General features: G+C 50.4%; 16 protein-coding genes and 1 tRNA gene. 12 read left to right on the forward strand and 5 right to left on the reverse strand.

Going from position 1 to position 18,632, the window contains the following annotated elements:
* Positions 1-256: 256 nt before the first annotated feature.
* The 4 genes from MLAB_RS02100 to MLAB_RS02115 form a co-directional block, all read right to left on the reverse strand.
* Positions 257-330: transfer RNA gene (locus MLAB_RS02100), tRNA-Val, on the reverse strand.
* 84 nt (positions 331-414) lie between these two features.
* Positions 415-1,359, reverse strand: a complete 945-nt coding sequence (mch, locus tag MLAB_RS02105; RefSeq protein ID WP_011832776.1) for a methenyltetrahydromethanopterin cyclohydrolase — start codon at positions 1,357-1,359, stop codon at positions 415-417.
* A 76-nt stretch (positions 1,360-1,435) separates the two neighbouring features.
* Complete coding sequence (locus MLAB_RS02110; protein ID WP_011832777.1) at positions 1,436-2,569, reverse strand: ORC1-type DNA replication protein; 1,134 nt, start codon at positions 2,567-2,569, stop codon at positions 1,436-1,438.
* Positions 2,570-2,576: 7 nt separating this feature from the next.
* Entirely contained in the window at positions 2,577-3,089 is a 513-nt protein-coding gene (locus MLAB_RS02115; protein ID WP_011832778.1) for a hypothetical protein, read from the reverse strand.
* Positions 3,090-3,313: 224 nt separating this feature from the next.
* Here MLAB_RS02115 and MLAB_RS02120 point away from each other — a divergent pair, with 224 nt between their 5' ends.
* From MLAB_RS02120 to MLAB_RS02135, 4 genes are read left to right on the forward strand one after another with little or no spacing between them, the layout of a single operon-like run.
* Positions 3,314-4,363 (forward strand): hypothetical protein, encoded by a 1,050-nt coding sequence (locus MLAB_RS02120; protein ID WP_011832779.1) that lies wholly within the window; start codon positions 3,314-3,316, stop codon positions 4,361-4,363.
* Between the two features lie 53 nt (positions 4,364-4,416).
* Complete coding sequence (locus tag MLAB_RS02125; RefSeq protein ID WP_011832780.1) at positions 4,417-7,014, forward strand: valine--tRNA ligase; 2,598 nt, start codon at positions 4,417-4,419, stop codon at positions 7,012-7,014.
* A 52-nt stretch (positions 7,015-7,066) separates the two neighbouring features.
* Positions 7,067-8,884, forward strand: a complete 1,818-nt coding sequence (locus MLAB_RS02130; protein WP_011832781.1) for an AMP-binding protein — start codon at positions 7,067-7,069, stop codon at positions 8,882-8,884.
* A 46-nt stretch (positions 8,885-8,930) separates the two neighbouring features.
* Positions 8,931-9,266: a hypothetical protein gene (locus MLAB_RS02135; protein ID WP_011832782.1), complete on the forward strand. Its 336-nt coding sequence runs from the start codon at positions 8,931-8,933 to the stop codon at positions 9,264-9,266.
* A gap of 58 nt (positions 9,267-9,324) precedes the next feature.
* Here MLAB_RS02135 and MLAB_RS02140 read toward each other — a convergent pair whose 3' ends face one another.
* Entirely contained in the window at positions 9,325-10,038 is a 714-nt protein-coding gene (locus MLAB_RS02140; RefSeq protein WP_048061972.1) for a M48 family metallopeptidase, read from the reverse strand.
* 43 nt (positions 10,039-10,081) lie between these two features.
* On the opposite strand from MLAB_RS02140, the gene MLAB_RS02145 reads away from it, so the two are divergent.
* The 8 genes from MLAB_RS02145 (at position 10,082) to MLAB_RS02180 (ending at position 18,631) form a co-directional block, all read left to right on the forward strand.
* Positions 10,082-10,453, forward strand: coding sequence for a Mov34/MPN/PAD-1 family protein (locus tag MLAB_RS02145; protein ID WP_048061973.1), 372 nt, complete (start codon positions 10,082-10,084; stop codon positions 10,451-10,453).
* On the forward strand, positions 10,450-10,872 hold the full coding sequence (locus tag MLAB_RS02150) for an adenylyltransferase/cytidyltransferase family protein (protein ID WP_011832785.1): 423 nt from the start codon (positions 10,450-10,452) through the stop codon (positions 10,870-10,872). Before MLAB_RS02145 ends, MLAB_RS02150 begins: the two co-directional genes overlap by 4 nt.
* Positions 10,869-11,471: a DUF2284 domain-containing protein gene (locus MLAB_RS02155; RefSeq protein WP_011832786.1), complete on the forward strand. Its 603-nt coding sequence runs from the start codon at positions 10,869-10,871 to the stop codon at positions 11,469-11,471. Before MLAB_RS02150 ends, MLAB_RS02155 begins: the two co-directional genes overlap by 4 nt.
* A 5-nt stretch (positions 11,472-11,476) precedes the next feature.
* Complete coding sequence (locus tag MLAB_RS02160) at positions 11,477-12,895, forward strand: phosphoadenosine phosphosulfate reductase domain-containing protein (protein ID WP_011832787.1); 1,419 nt, start codon at positions 11,477-11,479, stop codon at positions 12,893-12,895.
* Positions 12,882-13,490, forward strand: coding sequence for an imidazole glycerol phosphate synthase subunit HisH (gene hisH, locus MLAB_RS02165; protein WP_011832788.1), 609 nt, complete (start codon positions 12,882-12,884; stop codon positions 13,488-13,490). The genes MLAB_RS02160 and hisH overlap by 14 nt, the downstream gene beginning before the upstream one ends.
* A 259-nt stretch (positions 13,491-13,749) precedes the next feature.
* The gene (gene gyrB, locus MLAB_RS02170) at positions 13,750-15,705 is read left to right on the forward strand and encodes a DNA topoisomerase (ATP-hydrolyzing) subunit B (RefSeq protein WP_011832789.1); all 1,956 of its coding nucleotides are present in this window, start codon (positions 13,750-13,752) and stop codon (positions 15,703-15,705) included.
* On the forward strand, positions 15,695-18,169 hold the full coding sequence (gene gyrA, locus MLAB_RS02175; RefSeq protein ID WP_011832790.1) for a DNA gyrase subunit A: 2,475 nt from the start codon (positions 15,695-15,697) through the stop codon (positions 18,167-18,169). The genes gyrB and gyrA overlap by 11 nt, the downstream gene beginning before the upstream one ends.
* 132 nt (positions 18,170-18,301) lie before the next feature.
* Positions 18,302-18,631: a hypothetical protein gene (locus MLAB_RS02180; RefSeq protein WP_011832791.1), complete on the forward strand. Its 330-nt coding sequence runs from the start codon at positions 18,302-18,304 to the stop codon at positions 18,629-18,631.
* Position 18,632: the final 1 nt, after the last annotated feature.

Consider the following 18,632-nt stretch of genomic DNA (forward strand, 5'->3'; position numbering starts at 1 on the left):
AATGCAGATCGTCAAAAGTCATTTTTTGCCTTTCTGGTATCATTATTCGTATGTAATTGTATAAATAAATTCATTAATTATTGTGTTTAAGTTAAATTATTATAATTTACAAAATATGTTTGGATTGATATCTATTGCAGAGAGAATTTCACATAATATCTATTGGTGTTGTTTCTGCATTGAAGCGCAAAAAATTGTCTTTACCATGCCTTTACTCTGAATAATGCAAAAAATAAAATAAATAAATCAAAAAGAGTGGACCCGAAGGGATTCGAACCCCTGACCTCCAGCATGTAAGGCTGGCGTCATAACCACCTAGACCACGAGTCCAAATTACCTTACTAAATACTATTTACGTAGTTATTAATCCTGCGGAAAAAGAGTGGGAGCGATTCCCTGTTCTGATTCCTCGTCTTATGCAAGACCGAATGACTTCAGGGTTACAGCGGTGTCGACCTTTCCGACCTGATACACTTTGCCGGTGGAAACTTCGTTGATGATAACTTCTGCCGGGGAGAAGAGACTCTTGTCGATCTTGTAGAAGTCGTATCCTGCTTCCTTGAAGATATCATTGAACGGTTTGCCGTATCCGTTGGACGAGCAGCTCGGGATCTTCTCAAGATAGTCAACGATCTCCGGTGCATTCATCGTCAGGTTGATCTGTCCGTGGTAGATAGTTGCGTCGTTTGTAACGCCCATTGCGAGTTTTGCTCCGCGTACTGGCGGGATCGGGGCGGTACCTGCTGCTGCAATGATCTTCGTCGTGTCAAAGCCGAGTTCGTTCAGTTTGTAGACTGCAGTCTCGACACAGCGTCCTGCAACCTGGATCGAACCAACCAGTGACGAGGTCGGAGCGACAAGAGCGCAGACGTTTGCAACATCGACCTTACACTTCTCTGCGATCATCTCCATGACAGCTCCGCTTGGGAGGCGGTCAGCCTCAAGACAGATTACTGCTGCATCGGACTCATCCTCGTAGCCGATGACTTCGAAGGTGTGTTTCGGCTGAAGGGACAGGGCACGTGCGGGTCCTGAACCCATGGCGAAGAAGTTGTCGTGTTTGACAGTCCATCCGGCTTTCTGTGAGCCAAGGCAGGAGATTGCCGGGAAATCGGTGTTCACATCGATGAACGTCATCGGGAACTGGCCGACCATACCCTGACGGAATGCGATATCGCCAAGGCCGCCCATACAAATACGGGTAAAGTAGTCGCCGGCTCCATAGCCGCCCGGAACACTCACACCACAGTCGACGACACGGGAACCGTTGTCGAGTTCGTGGTATGCAACATTAAACAGATCTGCGTTCTCTACGAGTTCTTCGAAGAGATCAAGTCCAAGTTCGTTTACACTTACCAAAATAAATCACCCTAAGGAATATTAGTCAGATATGGAACCGTCAAATAGATAAGAGTTATGAGTCGGAATTTCCCTGTCAGTTCTTCTTCTGAAGAAGCTTGTTGACCCGTTCTTTATCGTATCTGAGGTTCACATACCGTTTTCTTCCGCTCCCTTTGTTAGCATATCCAAGCGTAATCAACCGCAGGTGATCGAACTTTTCGATGATCTCGTTGAATCTGGTGAGTTTCGGTGCATCATCCGGCATCGCTCTTCTGATGTCCCCCGTTGTGATGAGCGTATTGTCGTTCGTCATCTTCACCAGTTGTCTGAAAACAAGCAGTTCATCAGATGAAAGCGATCTGAGTGTCCCCGAGAGATGCAGGTCCTGGGAGGCGGAAAAGGCTTTCTGCAGATCTTCCTGCGTGACCTCTCTTCGTGCATCCGTTTCCGCATACATAACGGCACGTTTGATCAGATCAAGACCAACCCTGATATCCCCGCATCGCATTGTCCGATCCACGATGTAGTCCAGTTGTTCGGAAGAAAGGACGTTCGGGTACAGGCCCTGGGCAACTCTCTGTGAAAGGATTCCGGCGACTTCCGAGGCACTGTAAGGTGCGAAATTGATCGTTTCGTACCTGAAAACGGATGCGACTCTTGCATCGAGTACGGATTCAAGAAGAATATCTGGATCGCTGATGACAACGATCACTCCTATTCCTATGTTTTCGTATACTTCGTGGATACGGAGGGCTGCATAAAGGACATTGTTGAACTCTTTATTGTATATGAGATAGTTCGCATCGTCCAGACAGATGAGCGGGATCACGCCCTCTTTTTCGATGTATTTTGCGAGCATGTCGATGAGGACCTTGAAGGCCGTCCCTGAGGAGGGAGGGCTGTTTTTCGTCAGTTTTGTATATATCCGGGAAAAAACCGCATACTCGGTGCTGTCGATCTGACAGTTGATATGGATCGGCACGATCTTTTTCGTTGCCTCTTCGATCTCTTCGAAAAATTTCTTCACTGAGGTGGTTTTACCGGTCCCTGGAACACCCCGGCAAATGGTATTGAGAATACTTCCGCCCATCAGAGCGGGTTTGACGGCAAAGGCCAGCCGTTCAATCTGTTCATCACGGTAATCGAACTGCTCGGGGACATAGGTGATTTCAAAGACTTCTATGTCTCTGAAAAGGGTCTGGTCCCACATAAGCAGATTCTTTTTCATTTTCCCCTCATTTCATGCATTTTTTACAGAGAGTCTTCCCCATAAAGAGATTGGAGACATCTCTTTGCACTTTGGATATCGAAACGCCGCATTTTTCACAGACGAACTCGCCTTCGGTCGGTGAAACTACGGGAGCCTGATTTATGTTGGTATCAGGGACCTCGACATCTTCGGCGGGCGGGACTTCGATGCGCGTATCCTCCAGAACCTGCATCGGAATCTCCTCCTCTTCCTCTTCGACTGGGTGCGTAAGGGGCATCTCGTTCATCGGATAATATCCGGCTTCCTCCTCTTCTTCTTCCTGCGCGTATTTGTCGAGAACCCGTTCTTTATATCTCTCGACGGCCGCTCTCGCTGAGGGGTCGCCTGTCCCGAATTCGTCCAGGGTTCTTCCAAGAAAATCCGCAAGGTCTCTGACTGCTGCCTCATTTTCCGCTGTATCGGATACTTCAACCCTCAGGCTTTCGTAATTGCCCAGATTGATCGTTACTCCAATAGTTACTGTCTTCTTGTCGGCCATAAGCAGTATTCTACAGTTCTCATATGTTTTGCAAAGAATTAATGATACTGATGAGTGATATAATAGTTAATCGGACAGATGATGAAAGTTACCCCCGCTGAACCGCAAGGTTGTGATGATGCGTGGTCCTGATGTCCTATCACTTTTCTTATTCATTGAAACGACTGTTTGGCGTGGTGCCAGTATTCGGTTTTTTCTCTTGATACTCTAAATTATTTACCAGCATGGCAAAACGGGGTCTGGAAAAATATGTAACTTACCCATCTATCGTTCCTACTGAAAAGTCGGAAATGATCCCGGTAAAAATCGCGTTCCCCTATCGCCATCTGAACTATTCGTTTACGATCGAAGTCCCGAACTCGCTCTACGAAGGCGCGAAACTTTCGGGAAAGTCGGCCCGCGTTCCTGCCGGGATTCAGGATGCGTGGCTTGCCGGCTATTACAAAGCCTTTGCGCTTGACCCTTCGCAAACCAAAATATATCAAACGCTCTTATCGCAGTTTCGCCGAATCCGAAGTGAGAGAAATCTGAACTCCGACGAGTATCTGGAACTTTTGACCGCGTATGTCCAGTCTCTTCCATACGATGCGGACAAACTATCTTCAATAGAAATAGCCCCCCGTTTTCCGATCGAGACGATCGTTGACGGAACTGGAATATGCAGCGACAAATCCCTGCTTCTTGCCGGTCTTCTTTCCCACGAAGGATATGCAGTGTCCGTTCTCCAGTTTGGAAAAGAAAATCATCTGACCGTTGGACTCCCGGCCCCGGATGGCTATGATTTTGCCGGATGCGGCCAGACGGTTGTTGAAACCACGGCGATATCCTATATAGGTCATCCCGCGGGAGAATATGCTTCGACAACTTCCCGGCCCAAGGTGTTTGTGATCGGCCACGGGACAAAGAAGTATGAGAGCATCCGTGATGTCGCAAAAATTCTCGCGACCCTTTCCTCTCTCAACGAAAAAATATCTGAGGAGGGGACGCTAACTTTGGAGATCGTCCGTCTTCATGAAAAACTTCTCCTCCTTAAAGAGGAACTGACGAAATCCCGCGATGAACTTCCTGTCCTGATGAAGGAAGATAAAACGGAGGAGTATGAATCACTTCGGCAGACCCACAACAAAAACGTTGAGAGGCTGAAAAAGACGCTCGACTCCTACAACAGACTCGTTGCCGAGTATCAGAAACTTGCCGGCCTTGCCGAGTTCATCCAGCATAACCGGCTCGACCGTCCGGCGGTCTCCCTAAAACTCAGGTCTATCGACAATTAGCTTCTCTCGGGTGTGGGAGAATTATATGGGAAGAAAAACAAAACGTACTCCACATGTTGACCGAGGAACTTCCAAAGACCTACGACTTTGCCTCTGTCGAAAAACGCTGGCTTGACCAGTGGGACGACAGCGACTTTTACTTCGAGAAAGACTCGAAAAAACCACAATACGTAATGGATACTCCCCCTCCGTATCCGACCGGAAAACTCCACATCGGACACGCTCTTAACTGGGTGTATATGGATATCATCGCCCGCTACAAGCGGATGATGGGTTTCAATGTCATGTTCCCCCAAGGGTGGGACTGTCATGGACTTCCGACCGAGGTAAAGGTCGAAGAGACCCATCATATCACCAAAAACGATGTTTCCCGTGAAGAGTTCCGTAAAATGTGCCGGGACCTCACCGTCGAAAACATCACCCGGATGCGGCAGAGCCTGAGGACTATGGGTTTCTCCGTTGATTGGAGCAACGAATACATCACGATGGAGCCATATTACTACGCAAAGACCCAGCTGTCGTTTTTGCGCATGCTCAAAGCCGGCTACATTTATCAGGATGAGCATCCGGTCAACTTCTGTACCCGCTGCGAAACGGCGATCGCCTTTGCCGAAGTTTCGTATTATGATGGGGAGACCCTTCTGAACTTCTTCGATTTCGACGGGATCGAAATCGCAACGACCCGCCCCGAACTCCTCGCGGCCTGCGTGGGGGTCGCGGTTCACCCGGACGATGAGCGGTACAAATCTATCGTAGGAAATACGCTCAAGGTCCCGATCTTCGGTCACGAAGTAACCATCATCGCAGACGATGCCGTTGATATGGCATTCGGTTCCGGTGCCGTGATGATCTGTACGTTTGGTGACAAGACCGATGTGTTCTGGTGGAAGAAGCATCACCTCCCGCTCCGCAAGGCTCTCACGACCAAAGGCACGATGACCGCGATCTGCGGAAAATACGAAGGCATGCCTTCCAAGGAATGTCGTGCGGCTATCCTCGCCGATATGAAAGAGCTCGGCATTTTAAAGGACCAGAAAAAGATCGAACAGAGAGTCGGCGGCTGCTGGAGATGCAAGACCCCGATCGAGATTCTCTCTGAACGTCAGTGGTTCGTGAAGGTAAACGGCGGCGATATCGTCAAGGCAGCCAGAGAAATCAAATGGTATCCTGAACACATGCTCCAGCGCCTGGAAAACTGGGCAGATCAGATGGAGTGGGACTGGTGTATCTCCAGACAGAGACTGTTTGCGACCCCGATCCCGGTCTGGTTCTGTGACAAATGCGGGGAACTTATCCTCCCTGATGAGGCCGATCTCCCGGTCGATCCGACCATCGAAAAGCCCAAACATGCCTGTCCAAAATGCGGCGGGACCGAGTTCACCGGCGAAAAGGATGTTCTCGACACCTGGATGGATTCATCCATCACCGATCTCCACGTTACCGGGTGGGATGGGAGCGGCAGACCACCGTATTTCCCGGCGCAGCTTCGCCCGCAGGGACACGATATCATCCGGACCTGGGCGTTCTATACTATTCTCAGGAGCGTTGCCCTGCTTGGCGAGAAACCGTGGGACAATATTCTCGTCAACGGAATGGTTCTCGGAGAAGACGGATTCAAGATGTCCAAGTCCCGGGACAATGTCATCGGTCCCGAGGATGTTATGGGGCCCTACGGAGTGGATGCCCTCAGACAGTGGGCAGCCGCCGGCTCCTCGACCGGTCAGGATATCCTCTTCAACTGGAACGATGTCGTCGCTGCATCCAGATTCCAGACGAAGATGTGGAACATAGTCAGATTCTCCTTAATGCAGATTCAGAAAGAGTCCCCGGTACCGGAGACGGATGCTCCGTCCACGCTTATCGACCGGTGGATGCTTGCGAACCTTTCCAAAACGGTTGCCGAGGTCACTGAGTCTATGGATGCCTACCTCTTCGACAAGGGTCTGAAGATCATTCGCGAATTTGCCTGGAATGTCATGGCCGATGAGTATCTTGAGTTCGTGAAAGGCAGACTCTACAGCGAAGATCCGCTGCGTGCCGGTGCGATTTACACACTGAAGACGACCCTTGATGCACTCTGTACGATGCTCTCCCCCTACATTCCGTTCTTCGCTCAGGAGTGCTATCACCATTTATCCGGCGGCAAGCGGATCATCGATCGGCCTTGGACAACCTTCTCGTATGTTGATGAGGACGCTCTTCGGGACGGCGATCTCGTTGTCCGAATCGTCAGTCTTCTCCGCAAATACAAGCACGACTCCGGTCTTGCTCTCAACTCCCCGCTTGGAAACGTCACGATCTACACGCCTTCCCACGACATCGATGACTCCGGCGATCTCGGCCGGACCATAAACGCGACGGTTGTCTGGAAAGCGGAAGAGCCGTCCCTCGAAAAAATGGTTGGGGACGTTGCGTTCAACAAAGGCGTTGTTGGAAAAACCCTCAGGAACAAAGCAGGAGCATTCATGGCCGCGGTCAATGCTCTTTCCGATGCAGACAAGATCACCCCGCCGAAAACAGTTCTCGTGGACGGCGAGGAGATCTCGGTTCCCGAAGGTGCCTGGACCACTTCATACATCTATTCTGTCTCCGGTGAATCGGTCGATGTCATCATGCTTGACGATGTCATGATCACCGTAAAACGTACCTGATTTTTCAGGTCCACTACGTTTTTTATATTCTCCACTCTAACGTAGTAAGCACATGTCTGAAAGCTACGCATGTGGGACTTCCCAGAAACCCCTTTTGGGAAGTACCGTAGGAGATGTCTTGAACAGCATTGCGGCTAAATATCCCCGCAACGATGCTCTAGTCTCCTTTCAGCCGAATCCCTACAGCAAACGGTGTATGTCTGACGCGGCAAACTACTGCCACGAAGGGCTCGTATCCGACGAGCCGAACTCGTATCGCGAGGCCAGACTAACTCTAAACACTGCCGGGTCTAAGGTACTTCGCTATAATTGGACGGAGTTCCTTGCTGAGACGAATGCGGTGGCCAAAGGTCTTATGATGCTTGGCGTGGAACACGGGACGCGTGTTGCCATCTGGGCAATGAATTATGCCGAGTGGATCCTTGTCCAGTTTGCGACCGCCAAGATCGGTGCGGTGATGGTGAACATCAATCCTGCCTACCGTACGTTCGAACTGGAATACGCCCTCAAGCAGTCGGAAGTGGACACTCTGATCCTTCAGGGAAAGTTCAAGACCTCCGATTACGTCGGTATGTTCTACGAGGCATGCCCCGAGGCATTCGAGGCAAAACCCGGCAAGATCCGGTCAGAGAAGTTCCCGTATTTACGTAACGTCGTATTCATGGGCGAGATCATCTATAACGGGATGTACCGCTGGAGCGAACTTCTCGAGATGGGTGAGTATGTCTCCGACTTCGAACTGGAAAACCGTGAAGAGTCTGTCTCTTTCGACGATGCGCTCAACATCCAGTATACGTCCGGAACGACCGGATTTCCCAAAGGCGTCGTTTTGTCCCATCATTCGGTCTTAAACAACGGACTGTTTATCGGTGACGGGATGAGTTTTACCGAGAACGACAAACTCTGTATTCCGGTTCCGTTCTATCACTGTTTCGGGATGGTCCTCTCGAATATGGCCTGTGTGACGCACGGATCCACGATGGTCATCCCCGGTCCGTTCTTCGATGCCGAGGCCGTACTTCAGGCGGTCGAGGCGGAAAAATGTACGGCTCTTCACGGCGTTCCAACCATGTTCATCGCAGAACTGGAGCACCCGAACTTCAACCGGTATGATCTTTCCAGTCTTAGGACCGGTATCATGGCAGGATCTCCATGTCCTATCGAGAAGATGCGGGAGGTCGCTTCAAGGATGAACATGAAAGATATCGTTATCGTTTACGGTCTGACTGAAACGGCACCGGGTATTACCATGTCCACCACCTCCGACACGCTTGAAAACCGTGTGGCGACCGTTGGTCGTGCCTTCCCGCACACTGAAATCAAGATCACAGATCCGAAGACAGGAAGAATCGTCCCTCTCGGCGAGAAAGGCGAAATATGTGCCCGCGGTTACATGAAGATGAAATGTTACTACAATAATCCGAATGCAACCAAGCAGGTCATCGACAAAGACGGCTGGCTCCACTCCGGCGATCTTGGAACGATGGATGAGGAAGGCTATGTCCGGATGGCAGGCCGTCTGAAGGAGATGGTCATTCGCGGCGGAGAAAACCTTTATCCAAGAGAGATCGAGGAGTTCTTCCATCTTCACCCGAAGATTTCCGACATCTATGTCATCGGAGTTCCGGATGCGAAATACGGCGAGGAACTCTGTGCCTGGGTGAAAGCAGAACCTGGAACTACGATCACGGAAGAAGAGATCAAGGCATTTGCCGACGGGAAGATTGCCCGCCACAAGATCCCGCGTTATTACAAGTTTGTGGATTCTTTCCCCATGACCGTTACAGGCAAAATCAAGAAAGGCGATATGCAGGAGATATCCATCGCCGATCTTGGTCTCGCCGACGTTGCGAAGATAAAAACCGCGTAATTGGAAAAAGAAAGAGAGATATACTTAACTCTCTCATTTCTCTCTTATGAAGAAAAGTCTGATTGCCGCCTTGCTGATTGCCCTTTTTATCTCTGTTGGCGCTGCCGGCTGCATCGCCAGTGAACCTATTGTTGGGAACTGGTATATTTACGGTACCGACATTCCCGTCGTGTTTTATGAGAATGGAACCGGGAGTCTGACCATCAGCCTTCTTGGCATCAATTCCACAGTTCCCATGACCTGGGAGAAGGTCGAAGAAAAGACCTATAAGCTTACCGGAACCTCCGCATTATTTAACGCAGGGACATATACGCTCTCTGCTGACGGAAAATCCCTCGTCGCTGTCTCTACTGGAATTACTTCATTTGTAAAGCAAGCATAATCCTTCTTCATTCCTTTTTTGGAATTCAGGATATGGATAATAACTCAGGTTCCAAAAATCAAAACTCCCATTTCCATCCGTCGGCTTTCATCAGTTTTTCGACGTCCCGGTATTTGGGCATAAGTCGTTCGACCTCTTTCCAGTAGGTTTTCTGATGGTGGGGATATCTGAGATGTACTATTTCGTGGACGACCAGATACTCGGCAACGATTTTTGGGGCAAGCAGCACTCGTGCATTGATGATTATCCCATTTTTTGGAGTACAACATCCCCATTTTTTCTTCTGCAGCTTCATTCGCAGGTTTGGCTTCGTCACGCCGGCAAGCTCCGCATACTTTTCCACATATGCATCCAGAACCGCGGGTCCACGACGCCTGTACAAAAGCATTACCACATCGCGGGCAATCATTTCGGCTTCATCCGGCGTAAAGGAATCCGGTGTTGATATGTGAAGAACTTCTCCCGCGATCTCCGCTTTGGCGGGTCCGGCACTCCGTTGTATGGTCAGGTCTTCCCCGAAAAATGGAATTACTTCCCCATCACTGTAGCTTCTGGGTTTTGTGTCCCTGTTTTGAAACAGAGCCTGCTGTTTTGCGATCCACTCGGCTTTGCTCTGTGCGATCTCCTGAACTTTTTCCAAGGAAGTGGCTTTTGGAACGCGTATCAGCACCTCGCCGTTCGTCTTAACTTCGATCGCCCAGGATCTTCTCCGATCCGAATAAATGACCTCAATGGGAATTATGTATCCATTCCATATAACCGCCAAACCCATATGTGAAACATTATCTCTCATACTCTCCAATATAAGTAACTGAATGTTAGTCCGTGCCATAGATCAGGAAGTACTTGATCTCCTTTTGGAGATGGGAAGATCAAGCTTTCCGGATGAATATATCGTCATGCTGGGCATGGAAAAGGGTGTCATCAACGTCACCTATCCGATCCCCGGTACCAGAGTCTCACAGGATAGCGCCAATATTTTCATGGATATGATCCCCCTTGGAATGCAGATCGCAGGGACGGCTCACAGTCATCCAAACGGCTGTTTATCACCTTCGGATGCGGATCTGGCAACATTTTCCCAGAGCGGTCAGTGCCATATCATCGTAGGCCCCCCCTTCGATGAAAACTCCTGGAGATGTTACGGCAGGGACGGGAAACAAAAAGTCTTGGAAGTTATACCATGAAAAAAATAGTCGCCACCGGGACATTTGATATCCTCCATCCCGGACATATATACTATCTTGAAGAGTCGAAAAAATTAGGTGACGAGTTGTGGGTCATTGTTGCCCGGGAAAAGAATGTCGTTCATAAACCCCGCCCTATCGTTTCCGAAGATCAGCGGCTCAAAATGATCCAGAGTCTCAAGTGCGTTGATCATGCCGTACTTGGGGATCAGACGGATATGTACAAACCTATCCGTGAGATCGATCCCGCCGTCATAACGATCGGTTTTAACCAGAAATGGTCCGAGGAAAAGCTGAGGGCCGATCTGGCTGAACGGAATATCTGTGCAGATGTTGTGCGAATCTCCGAGTACACCGGGATGCCTTTTACTTCATCAACAAAGATCATCGATGAGGCCGTTCGGAGAAGAACTAAATGAAGCAGGAAAAACAGGACCTGATTGCTGAACTTGTCAGGTTTGTTGTTGAAAAAGGCGGGGAAGCTACCATGATCCCTGCAAAAGACATCGTCACTGCCGAATGGGTCCGACAGAAATGTCTTTTCGGTTGCAGCGGATTTGGCCGCAGGTTTTCCTGCCCGCCTTACTCTCCGACGCCTGCAGAGACGAAAAAAGTCCTTAAAGAATACAAAACAGCCCTTCTGATAAAATTTTTAGGGGATGTCGGGGAAACAACGCCGGAGCGCCTCGTCTCCCGCGATATGACTGCCTATGTTCAAAATGTCATGTATGAACTCGAGAGTATGGCATTCTCTGCAGGGTTCTACAAGGCGTTTGCCTATACCGGTCATCAGTGTGGATTATGCACGCACTGCACGGCAAAAGACGACGATGCAGATATCACTGACTGTATGAACAGAAGAAAAATGCGTCCAAGCATGGAAGCTGCCGGAATCGATGTCTATGCTTCCTGTGCCTCCGTCGGATGGGATCTTGATATCCTCTCATGCACGAATGTTCCCGGCGGATCCGTTCTGGATTCTCCAATGACAACGGTCATGCTCCTTTTAATTGAGTGAATACTATGAAAAACTCTCCATTTCTTGCTCCCGTGCCGTTTTACTGGTGTGACAAATGTCATGCCCCGGTGATGGGAAAACTCTGCTCCTGCGGGGAAAAGGCCCGTCCCGTCTCCGTGACTCCGCCGGGAGATGTTCGTCCGGCTTTTCAGCGGGACAGAGATCTAGTGAACCGCCTCTTCGAAGAACAGTTCGGCGTTCCGTTGATCCCTGATGGATATCTCGCCCTTCTCAACAAAGTCCCCGATGAGGACCGGATGGAAGAGATCATCATCGGCGGTGCGGTGGTCTGCGCTATTCGATATATTCCGGCAGAGTCCCGATGGGAAGTTCTGCCTAGAGAAGCAGCGGCGGCCCTAGTCGTCCCGACCAAACGATTCATTCGAGTCACGGACGATGCCGCAGGATATATTCGGGACGGAAGCAGCGTTCTTATGCCCGGCGTTACCTTTGTATCGCCCGATATCGAAGTCGGCGACAGTGTGTTCGTTCTTTCCGAGTCTGGGGACTGCGTGGCGGTCGGCAGAGCCAAGATGTCATATCGGGAAACGGTGGGTGCTACCCGGGGTCAGCTGGTCAGAACCCGCCGGACTCAAAAACCCATAGTGGACGCTGCCCCTTCAACCTGGGAAGATGCGATCATGGCAAACAACAATATCCTTGATCTCTATGAAAGAAAATCGATTGAGTTCATCCATGATGTCATCGCCAAAAACCCGGGAATCCAGCCGACCGTATCCTACTCCGGGGGGAAAGACAGTCTGGTAACACTTCTCATCACGCTCAAGGCAGGGCTTCGTCTGCCGCTGATATTTGCGGACACGGGCCTTGAATTTCCGGAAACAATTGAAAATGTCCAGAAAGTCTCCGAACTGTTTGACCTCCCGCTGATTATCGAGTCGGGAAATTCCGGGTTCTGGGAAGGATTTGAACTGCAGGGGCCGCCGGCGGTCGATTTCAGGTGGTGCTGCAAAGCATGCAAACTTACGCCGGTCAAGACCCTCATTGAAAATAAATGGGGCGAGGCGATCTCTTTTATCGGTCAGCGAAAGTTCGAGTCTGCCAAACGCATGCAGAGTCCGCGGGTCTGGAGAAACCGAAACGTCCCCTGCCAGATTTCCGCAGCCCCCATCCAGCATTGGACAGCTATGCACGACTGGCTCTATCTTTTCCGGGAAAAAGCTCCTTATAATCCCCTCTATGAACTGGGTCTCGACCGGATCGGCTGCTTTATGTGTCCGTCCTCCGACATAGCCTGCATGAAGGATATCGAGGCGCGGTATCCGGAATTGTGGGCCGACTGGGAACGGAAACTGAAGGCTTGGGGAGATGCGAACGGTAAATCTCCCGAATGGGCGGCGAAAGGTTTATGGAGAATCCGGGAAACAAATGAAGAAGATAGTGATATAGATGGGCACTTCTGAAATCGCCGTTCTGGATTACGGATTGGGAAATCTCCGCAGTGTTGTCCGCGGTCTCGAGGCGGCAGGTGCCTGTCCGAAAATCACGAATGATCCCGAGATCATTCAATCGGCAGACGGACTTCTCCTTCCGGGGGTCGGTGCCTTTGCTGAAGGAATGAGCAAGCTCTCTCCTTTGATCGACCTTGTGAAAGAAGAGGCGACAAAAAAACCACTTCTTGGCATATGTCTCGGCATGCAGATGCTTTTAGAGGAAAGCGAAGAACACGGTCTTCACAAAGGGCTTGGCTTTGTGCCGGGAACGGTTCGGCTTTTTCCAAAAAAACCCGGGATGAAGATCCCCCAGATGGGGTGGAATACCATCTCTCCCTCGAATCACCCACTTTTCGAAGGAATATCTGACGGGACGTATGTGTACTTCGTTCACTCCTATTATGCCGATACGACTCCCGAGTTCACGATCGCAAAAACCGATTACATCGTGCCGTATGCCTCGGCAGTGGGTGTCGGGAACGTGATGGGTGTTCAGTTCCATCCGGAAAAAAGCGGGGATGCCGGGATCCGTATTCTCAAAAATTTTGTTCAGATGATCGCATGAGATAAAATTGGGTTTTCCCTCTTATCTCCATATCAAAAAATATCTGTTTTATGCTGCTCTATCTTTGGCCGCACACTGATTCACCCTCAATTTGGGCATATTCCAACCAGGTTCTCATTTGTGGTTCACCCACATTAATAAGCAATCCGCACTAATATAATAATGCAAATATATTTTTGAAAATCGCTTTCGAGGATGTTAACCATTTTCAAAAACGACGGTGAATATGACTCAAATTGATAAGGAGAACCAAACTTAGATGACTGATAATTACGACGCCTCCCACATTACTGTTCTGGAGGGGTTAACCCCTGTCCGAGAAAGACCTGCCATGTATATCGGCAGTACCGATACCCGCGGTCTTCACCACCTTGTATACGAGGTAGTCGATAACTCCATCGACGAAGCCTTAGCCGGATTCTGTAAGCATATCGTCATCATCATCAACCCCAACGGATCAGTAAGCGTGGAGGATGACGGCAGAGGTATTCCGGTCGATATCATGCCCAAGCAGAACAAGAGCGCCCTTGAAGTCGTTATGACCGTGCTTCATGCCGGCGGAAAGTTCGATAAGAATACCTATCAGGTTTCCGGCGGTCTGCACGGAGTCGGTGTTTCGGTCGTCAACGCTCTTTCAACGCGTCTTACTGCCGAAGTGTACCGTGACGGGAATATCTATTCCATGGTCTTTGGCAAAGGAGTACTTCTGCAGCCTCTCACCTCCCGCCCGGAAACCGACGAAGAGTATCTTCTGCGGCAGAAGAGACTGGACAAAGAAGGTCAGCCGAAAGAAACTACCACCGGAACGCGGATCACTTTCTATCCGGATGGTTCCATCTTTGAGACGACCGAGTTCGATTATGACGTCCTTGCCCACCGGTTCAGAGAACTTGCATATCTCAATAAAGGGCTGGAGATCCATGTTGAGGATCACCGGACCGGAGATTCGGACACGTTCTGCTATGAAGGCGGACTTCGTCAGTTCGTTGCCCATTTAAACGAAGGAAAAGAACTGCTCCACCCGGAGCCGATCTATGTCGACAAATCCGACGATGTAAATAAAATCGAGGTGGAGGTCGCTCTCCAGTATAACGATACCTACGGAGAAATCCTCTATACATACGTAAACAGTGTCAATACCCGTGAGGGAGGGACTCACCTGGAAGGATTCCGTTCGGCTCTCACGCGTGCGATCAACAACATAGCCCATGCAAACAAACATCTCAAAGAGGATGTTTCCGTCCGCGGCGAGGATGTTCGTGAAGGGCTGACCGCCGTAATCAGCGTCAAGATCGCCAACCCCCAGTTCGAGGGGCAGACGAAGATGCGGCTTGGAAACAGCAACGTCAAAGGTCTCGTCGACTCGATGATGTACCAGGCACTGACAGAGTTTTTCGAGGAAAACCCGAAGGTCATCGCCGCCATCGCCAAGAAATCCCTTGATGCCGCAAATGCCCGCGAGGCTGCCCGTCGTGCAAAGGAGCTTGCCCGAAGAAAAACATCTCTCGAGATGTCGGGTCTTCCTGGAAAACTTGCCGACTGTTCCGAGCGCGACCCGGCAAAAAGCGAGATCTATATCGTGGAGGGAGATTCTGCCGGTGGTTCGGCCAAACAGGGGCGCGACAGAAAGTTCCAGGCGATCCTGCCGCTTCGTGGTAAAATCCTGAACGTAGAAAAAGCACTGGAACACAAGGCCTTGAAAAATGCCGAAATTCAGACCCTCATCACCGCGATCGGTGCCGGATACGGGGATAAGTTCGATGCCGAACGTGCGAGATATCATCACATCGTCATCATGACGGATGCGGATGTGGACGGCGCTCATATCAGGATTCTGCTTCTGACCTTCTTCTACCGGTTCATGAAGCCGCTTGTGGAGATGGGATATATCTACATCGCTCAGCCACCTCTCTTTAGAATTGCGAAAGGAAAACAGGAAAAATACGTGTACACGGAAGAGGATATGCGTCTTGCCATCGCTGAGTACGGCGAGAAGGGCATCTCGGTCCAGCGGTACAAGGGTCTTGGTGAAATGAATGCAGGCCAGCTCTGGAACACAACAATGAATCCCGAGTTCCGGATCCTGAAGCAGGTCAGAATCGAGGATGCAAGTTATGCGAATGAGATATTTGAAAAACTCATGGGAGATGATGTCATGCCCAGAAAAGATTTCATTAAACGTCATGCAGGGGAGGTGAAGAACCTTGACATCTGAAGAGAACACCACGCACAAAACGGTCTCGATCAACATCGAGGATGAGATGAAGAACTGCTTCATCGATTACGCGATGAGTGTCATCATTGGGCGTGCGATCCCCGATGTCCGTGATGGTCTGAAACCGGTCCACCGGCGTATTCTGTATGCCATGTTCCACGACGAGGGGAACACGAGTGATAAGGCATACAAGAAATCGGCCAAGGCAGTCGCCGCCACCATGGGTAATTATCACCCGCACGGTGACTCTGCGATCTACGACACACTCGTGAAGATGGCCCAGCCGTTTTCGTATCGCTATACGCTGGTGGACGGGCAGGGTAACTTCGGTTCGATCGACGGCGACTCGGCAGCAGCAATGCGTTATACCGAGGCGCGCCTTACCAAAGCGGCAGAATCCCTTTTGGAGGATATCGACAAGGAAACCGTCGATTTCGTGCCGAACTTCGATGAATCATCCCAGGAACCGGATGTTCTCCCCAGCCGGATCCCAAACCTCCTCGTAAACGGTACGACGGGTATTGCTGTCGGTATGGCGACCAACATGATGCCGCACAACCTCGGCGAGGTCTGCGATCTGGTCGATGCCTACATCGATAACCCGGAGATGTCTCTTGAAGAGATGATGAAGATCCTTCCGGCCCCGGATTTCCCGACCGGCGGTAAGATCATGGGCACCGACGGGATCGTCAATGCCTATCAGACGGGTCAGGGGAAAGTTGTTCTCCGCGGCATTGCCGAGATCGAGGAACGCAAAAAAGGATTCGAGCAGATCGTCATCACCGAGATCCCCTATCAGGTGAACAAGGCGGCGATGATCGAAAAGATTGCCGATCTTGTAAAATCGAAGACGATCGAAGGCATCAGCGACATCCGGGACGAGTCCGATAAAGACGGTATCCGTGTTATTATCGAACTTAAGCAGAATACCCAGGCAAACGTTGTTCTCAATCTGCTGTATAAACATACTCAGCTCGAAAGTTCGTTCGGCATTATCAATCTCGCGATCGTTGACAAGAAACCGAAGATCCTGTCCCTGGCAGAACTTCTGCGTCATTTCATCGCACACCGTGTCGATGTCGTTCGGCGTCGGTCCCTTTTCGATCTGCGGAAAGCCGAGGAACGCATGCATATTCTCTCGGGACTTTTGAAGGCTCTCGATATGATCGATGTGGTAATCGCCACCATCCGTGCTTCGCCCGAAGTTTCGGTAGCTCAGGAAGCGTTAGTCTCTAAACTTGGTTTCTCGGAAGCACAGGCCGAGGCGATTCTCAAAATGCAGTTGCGCCGTCTCGCGGCCCTTGAACAGCAGAAGATTCTGGATGAGACCACCTCGCTCCAGTTGGTTATTGACAAACTTACCTGGATACTTTCGTCCGAGGAGAACATCCTCTCGGTTGTCAAAACCGAGACGTCGGAGATTCGCACGGCATATGCCGATGAACGCCGGACCCAGATCGATTACACTGCAAACACTGACTTCAACGTGATGGATCTGATCCCCGATGAACAGACCCTTGTGATGCTCACGACCCAGAATTACATAAAACGCGTGCCTCTCGATCTCTATCGCCAGCAGAAACGCGGTGGCAGAGGAGTGATCGGCATGACCACAAAAGACGAGGATTCCGTGGACAAAGTCTTCCTGGCAAATACGCATGATTATCTGCTGTGTTTCACCAACAAAGGCAGAGTCTACTGGCTCCGGGTCTATGAGATTCCCGAAGGATCGAGAACAAGTAAGGGTAAGGCGATCGTAAATCTGCTGAACCTTACCGACGAAGAGGTTTCGGCGGTCATCCCGATGCGTGACTTCGATGCTGAAAAGAATCTTCTTTATGCCACGAAGAAAGGCCGTGTTGGCAAGTTCAGTCAGGATCTTTTCTCACGGCCGAGGACCGGAGGAATTATCGGCATAACACTTCTTGACGGCGATGAACTTGTGGACGTTGTCGTAACCGACGGCAGTACAGATGTCGTTCTTACAACTGCATTTGGTCAGGCACTTCGCTTCTCCGAGGATGAGGTTCGGGCCACCGGCCGCGGTACACAGGGTGTTATTGGTATCAGACTGAAGTTCGAGGGTGATTACGTCTGTGCTCTGACGCTTGTCGAAACCCAGTATCTTCTGATGATCACCGACAAAGGATTCGGCAAACGGACTGAGTTCGAAGAGTTCCGTGGACACGGCCGCGGCACACAGGGCGTGAAATCTATCGTGGCGAACTTCGAGCGCGGCAAGGTCGTCTCCTCGCTTGCGGTCTCCGATGATGATCAGGTCATCATCACGACGGCTGGGGGAGTTGTTCTCAGGACTTCTGCATCGGATATTTCCATCCAGGGACGCGGAACGAAAGGCGTTCGTGTAATTCGTGTCGACTCCGGCGACAAGGTCACGAGTGTTGCCATCGTCCCTCCCGACGAGGACGAACCTGCCCTGCCGGAAGCGACAGACGAGGCCTGACCCTCTTCATTTTTCATTCCATTTTTGATTCCCGGCGCACGGCATAATTCAGATAACTTTCCGTGTATATTCACAGAGGTATAATCCAGGTGACATCTTTAATGCATACTTCCGCCAAATAGTACATCATTCATGACCTACCTCGACCCGATAGTAATAATCATCGCCTTTGGCGCTGCATCCGTCTCGTTCTTGTGGTTAAGGGATACGCGTATCTTTGTCAGAACCGGTAAAGACGGGTATCGAAAGGCCGCGTATCACGGCGTTCTTTATTCGGCTCTCGGCTGGTTCGGATGTGCTCTTGCCGGATTCGGCGAGACCACGTTTATGTATCTGGGTGTCGGCTGTATGCTGATCGCTTTGTATCTCCAGTCCAGACTGAAGAAAGAGGATGTATGGGTAGGAAATGAATCTGCATGGACCCGGTTCATTGGATCGGCGCCCCGCCAGGAGAGAAAATAAA

This window comes from Methanocorpusculum labreanum Z (assembly GCF_000015765.1).
In the GTDB taxonomy this organism is placed as follows: Archaea; Halobacteriota; Methanomicrobia; order Methanomicrobiales; family Methanocorpusculaceae; genus Methanocorpusculum; species Methanocorpusculum labreanum.

Coding starts and splice junctions, on each gene's coding strand:
- MLAB_RS02110 (WP_011832777.1), bottom strand. CDS start 2,569: ATGAAAAAGAATCTGCTTATGTGGGACCAGACCCTTTTCAGAGACATA.
- MLAB_RS02115 (WP_011832778.1), bottom strand. CDS start 3,089: ATGGCCGACAAGAAGACAGTAACTATTGGAGTAACGATCAATCTGGGC.
- MLAB_RS02120 (WP_011832779.1), top strand. CDS start 3,314: ATGGCAAAACGGGGTCTGGAAAAATATGTAACTTACCCATCTATCGTT.
- MLAB_RS02125 (WP_011832780.1), top strand. CDS start 4,417: ATGTTGACCGAGGAACTTCCAAAGACCTACGACTTTGCCTCTGTCGAA.
- MLAB_RS02130 (WP_011832781.1), top strand. CDS start 7,067: ATGTCTGAAAGCTACGCATGTGGGACTTCCCAGAAACCCCTTTTGGGA.
- MLAB_RS02135 (WP_011832782.1), top strand. CDS start 8,931: ATGAAGAAAAGTCTGATTGCCGCCTTGCTGATTGCCCTTTTTATCTCT.
- MLAB_RS02140 (WP_048061972.1), bottom strand. CDS start 10,038: ATGGGTTTGGCGGTTATATGGAATGGATACATAATTCCCATTGAGGTC.
- MLAB_RS02145 (WP_048061973.1), top strand. CDS start 10,082: ATGTTAGTCCGTGCCATAGATCAGGAAGTACTTGATCTCCTTTTGGAG.
- MLAB_RS02150 (WP_011832785.1), top strand. CDS start 10,450: ATGAAAAAAATAGTCGCCACCGGGACATTTGATATCCTCCATCCCGGA.
- MLAB_RS02155 (WP_011832786.1), top strand. CDS start 10,869: ATGAAGCAGGAAAAACAGGACCTGATTGCTGAACTTGTCAGGTTTGTT.
- MLAB_RS02160 (WP_011832787.1), top strand. CDS start 11,477: ATGAAAAACTCTCCATTTCTTGCTCCCGTGCCGTTTTACTGGTGTGAC.
- hisH (WP_011832788.1), top strand. CDS start 12,882: ATGGGCACTTCTGAAATCGCCGTTCTGGATTACGGATTGGGAAATCTC.
- gyrB (WP_011832789.1), top strand. CDS start 13,750: ATGACTGATAATTACGACGCCTCCCACATTACTGTTCTGGAGGGGTTA.
- MLAB_RS02180 (WP_011832791.1), top strand. CDS start 18,302: ATGACCTACCTCGACCCGATAGTAATAATCATCGCCTTTGGCGCTGCA.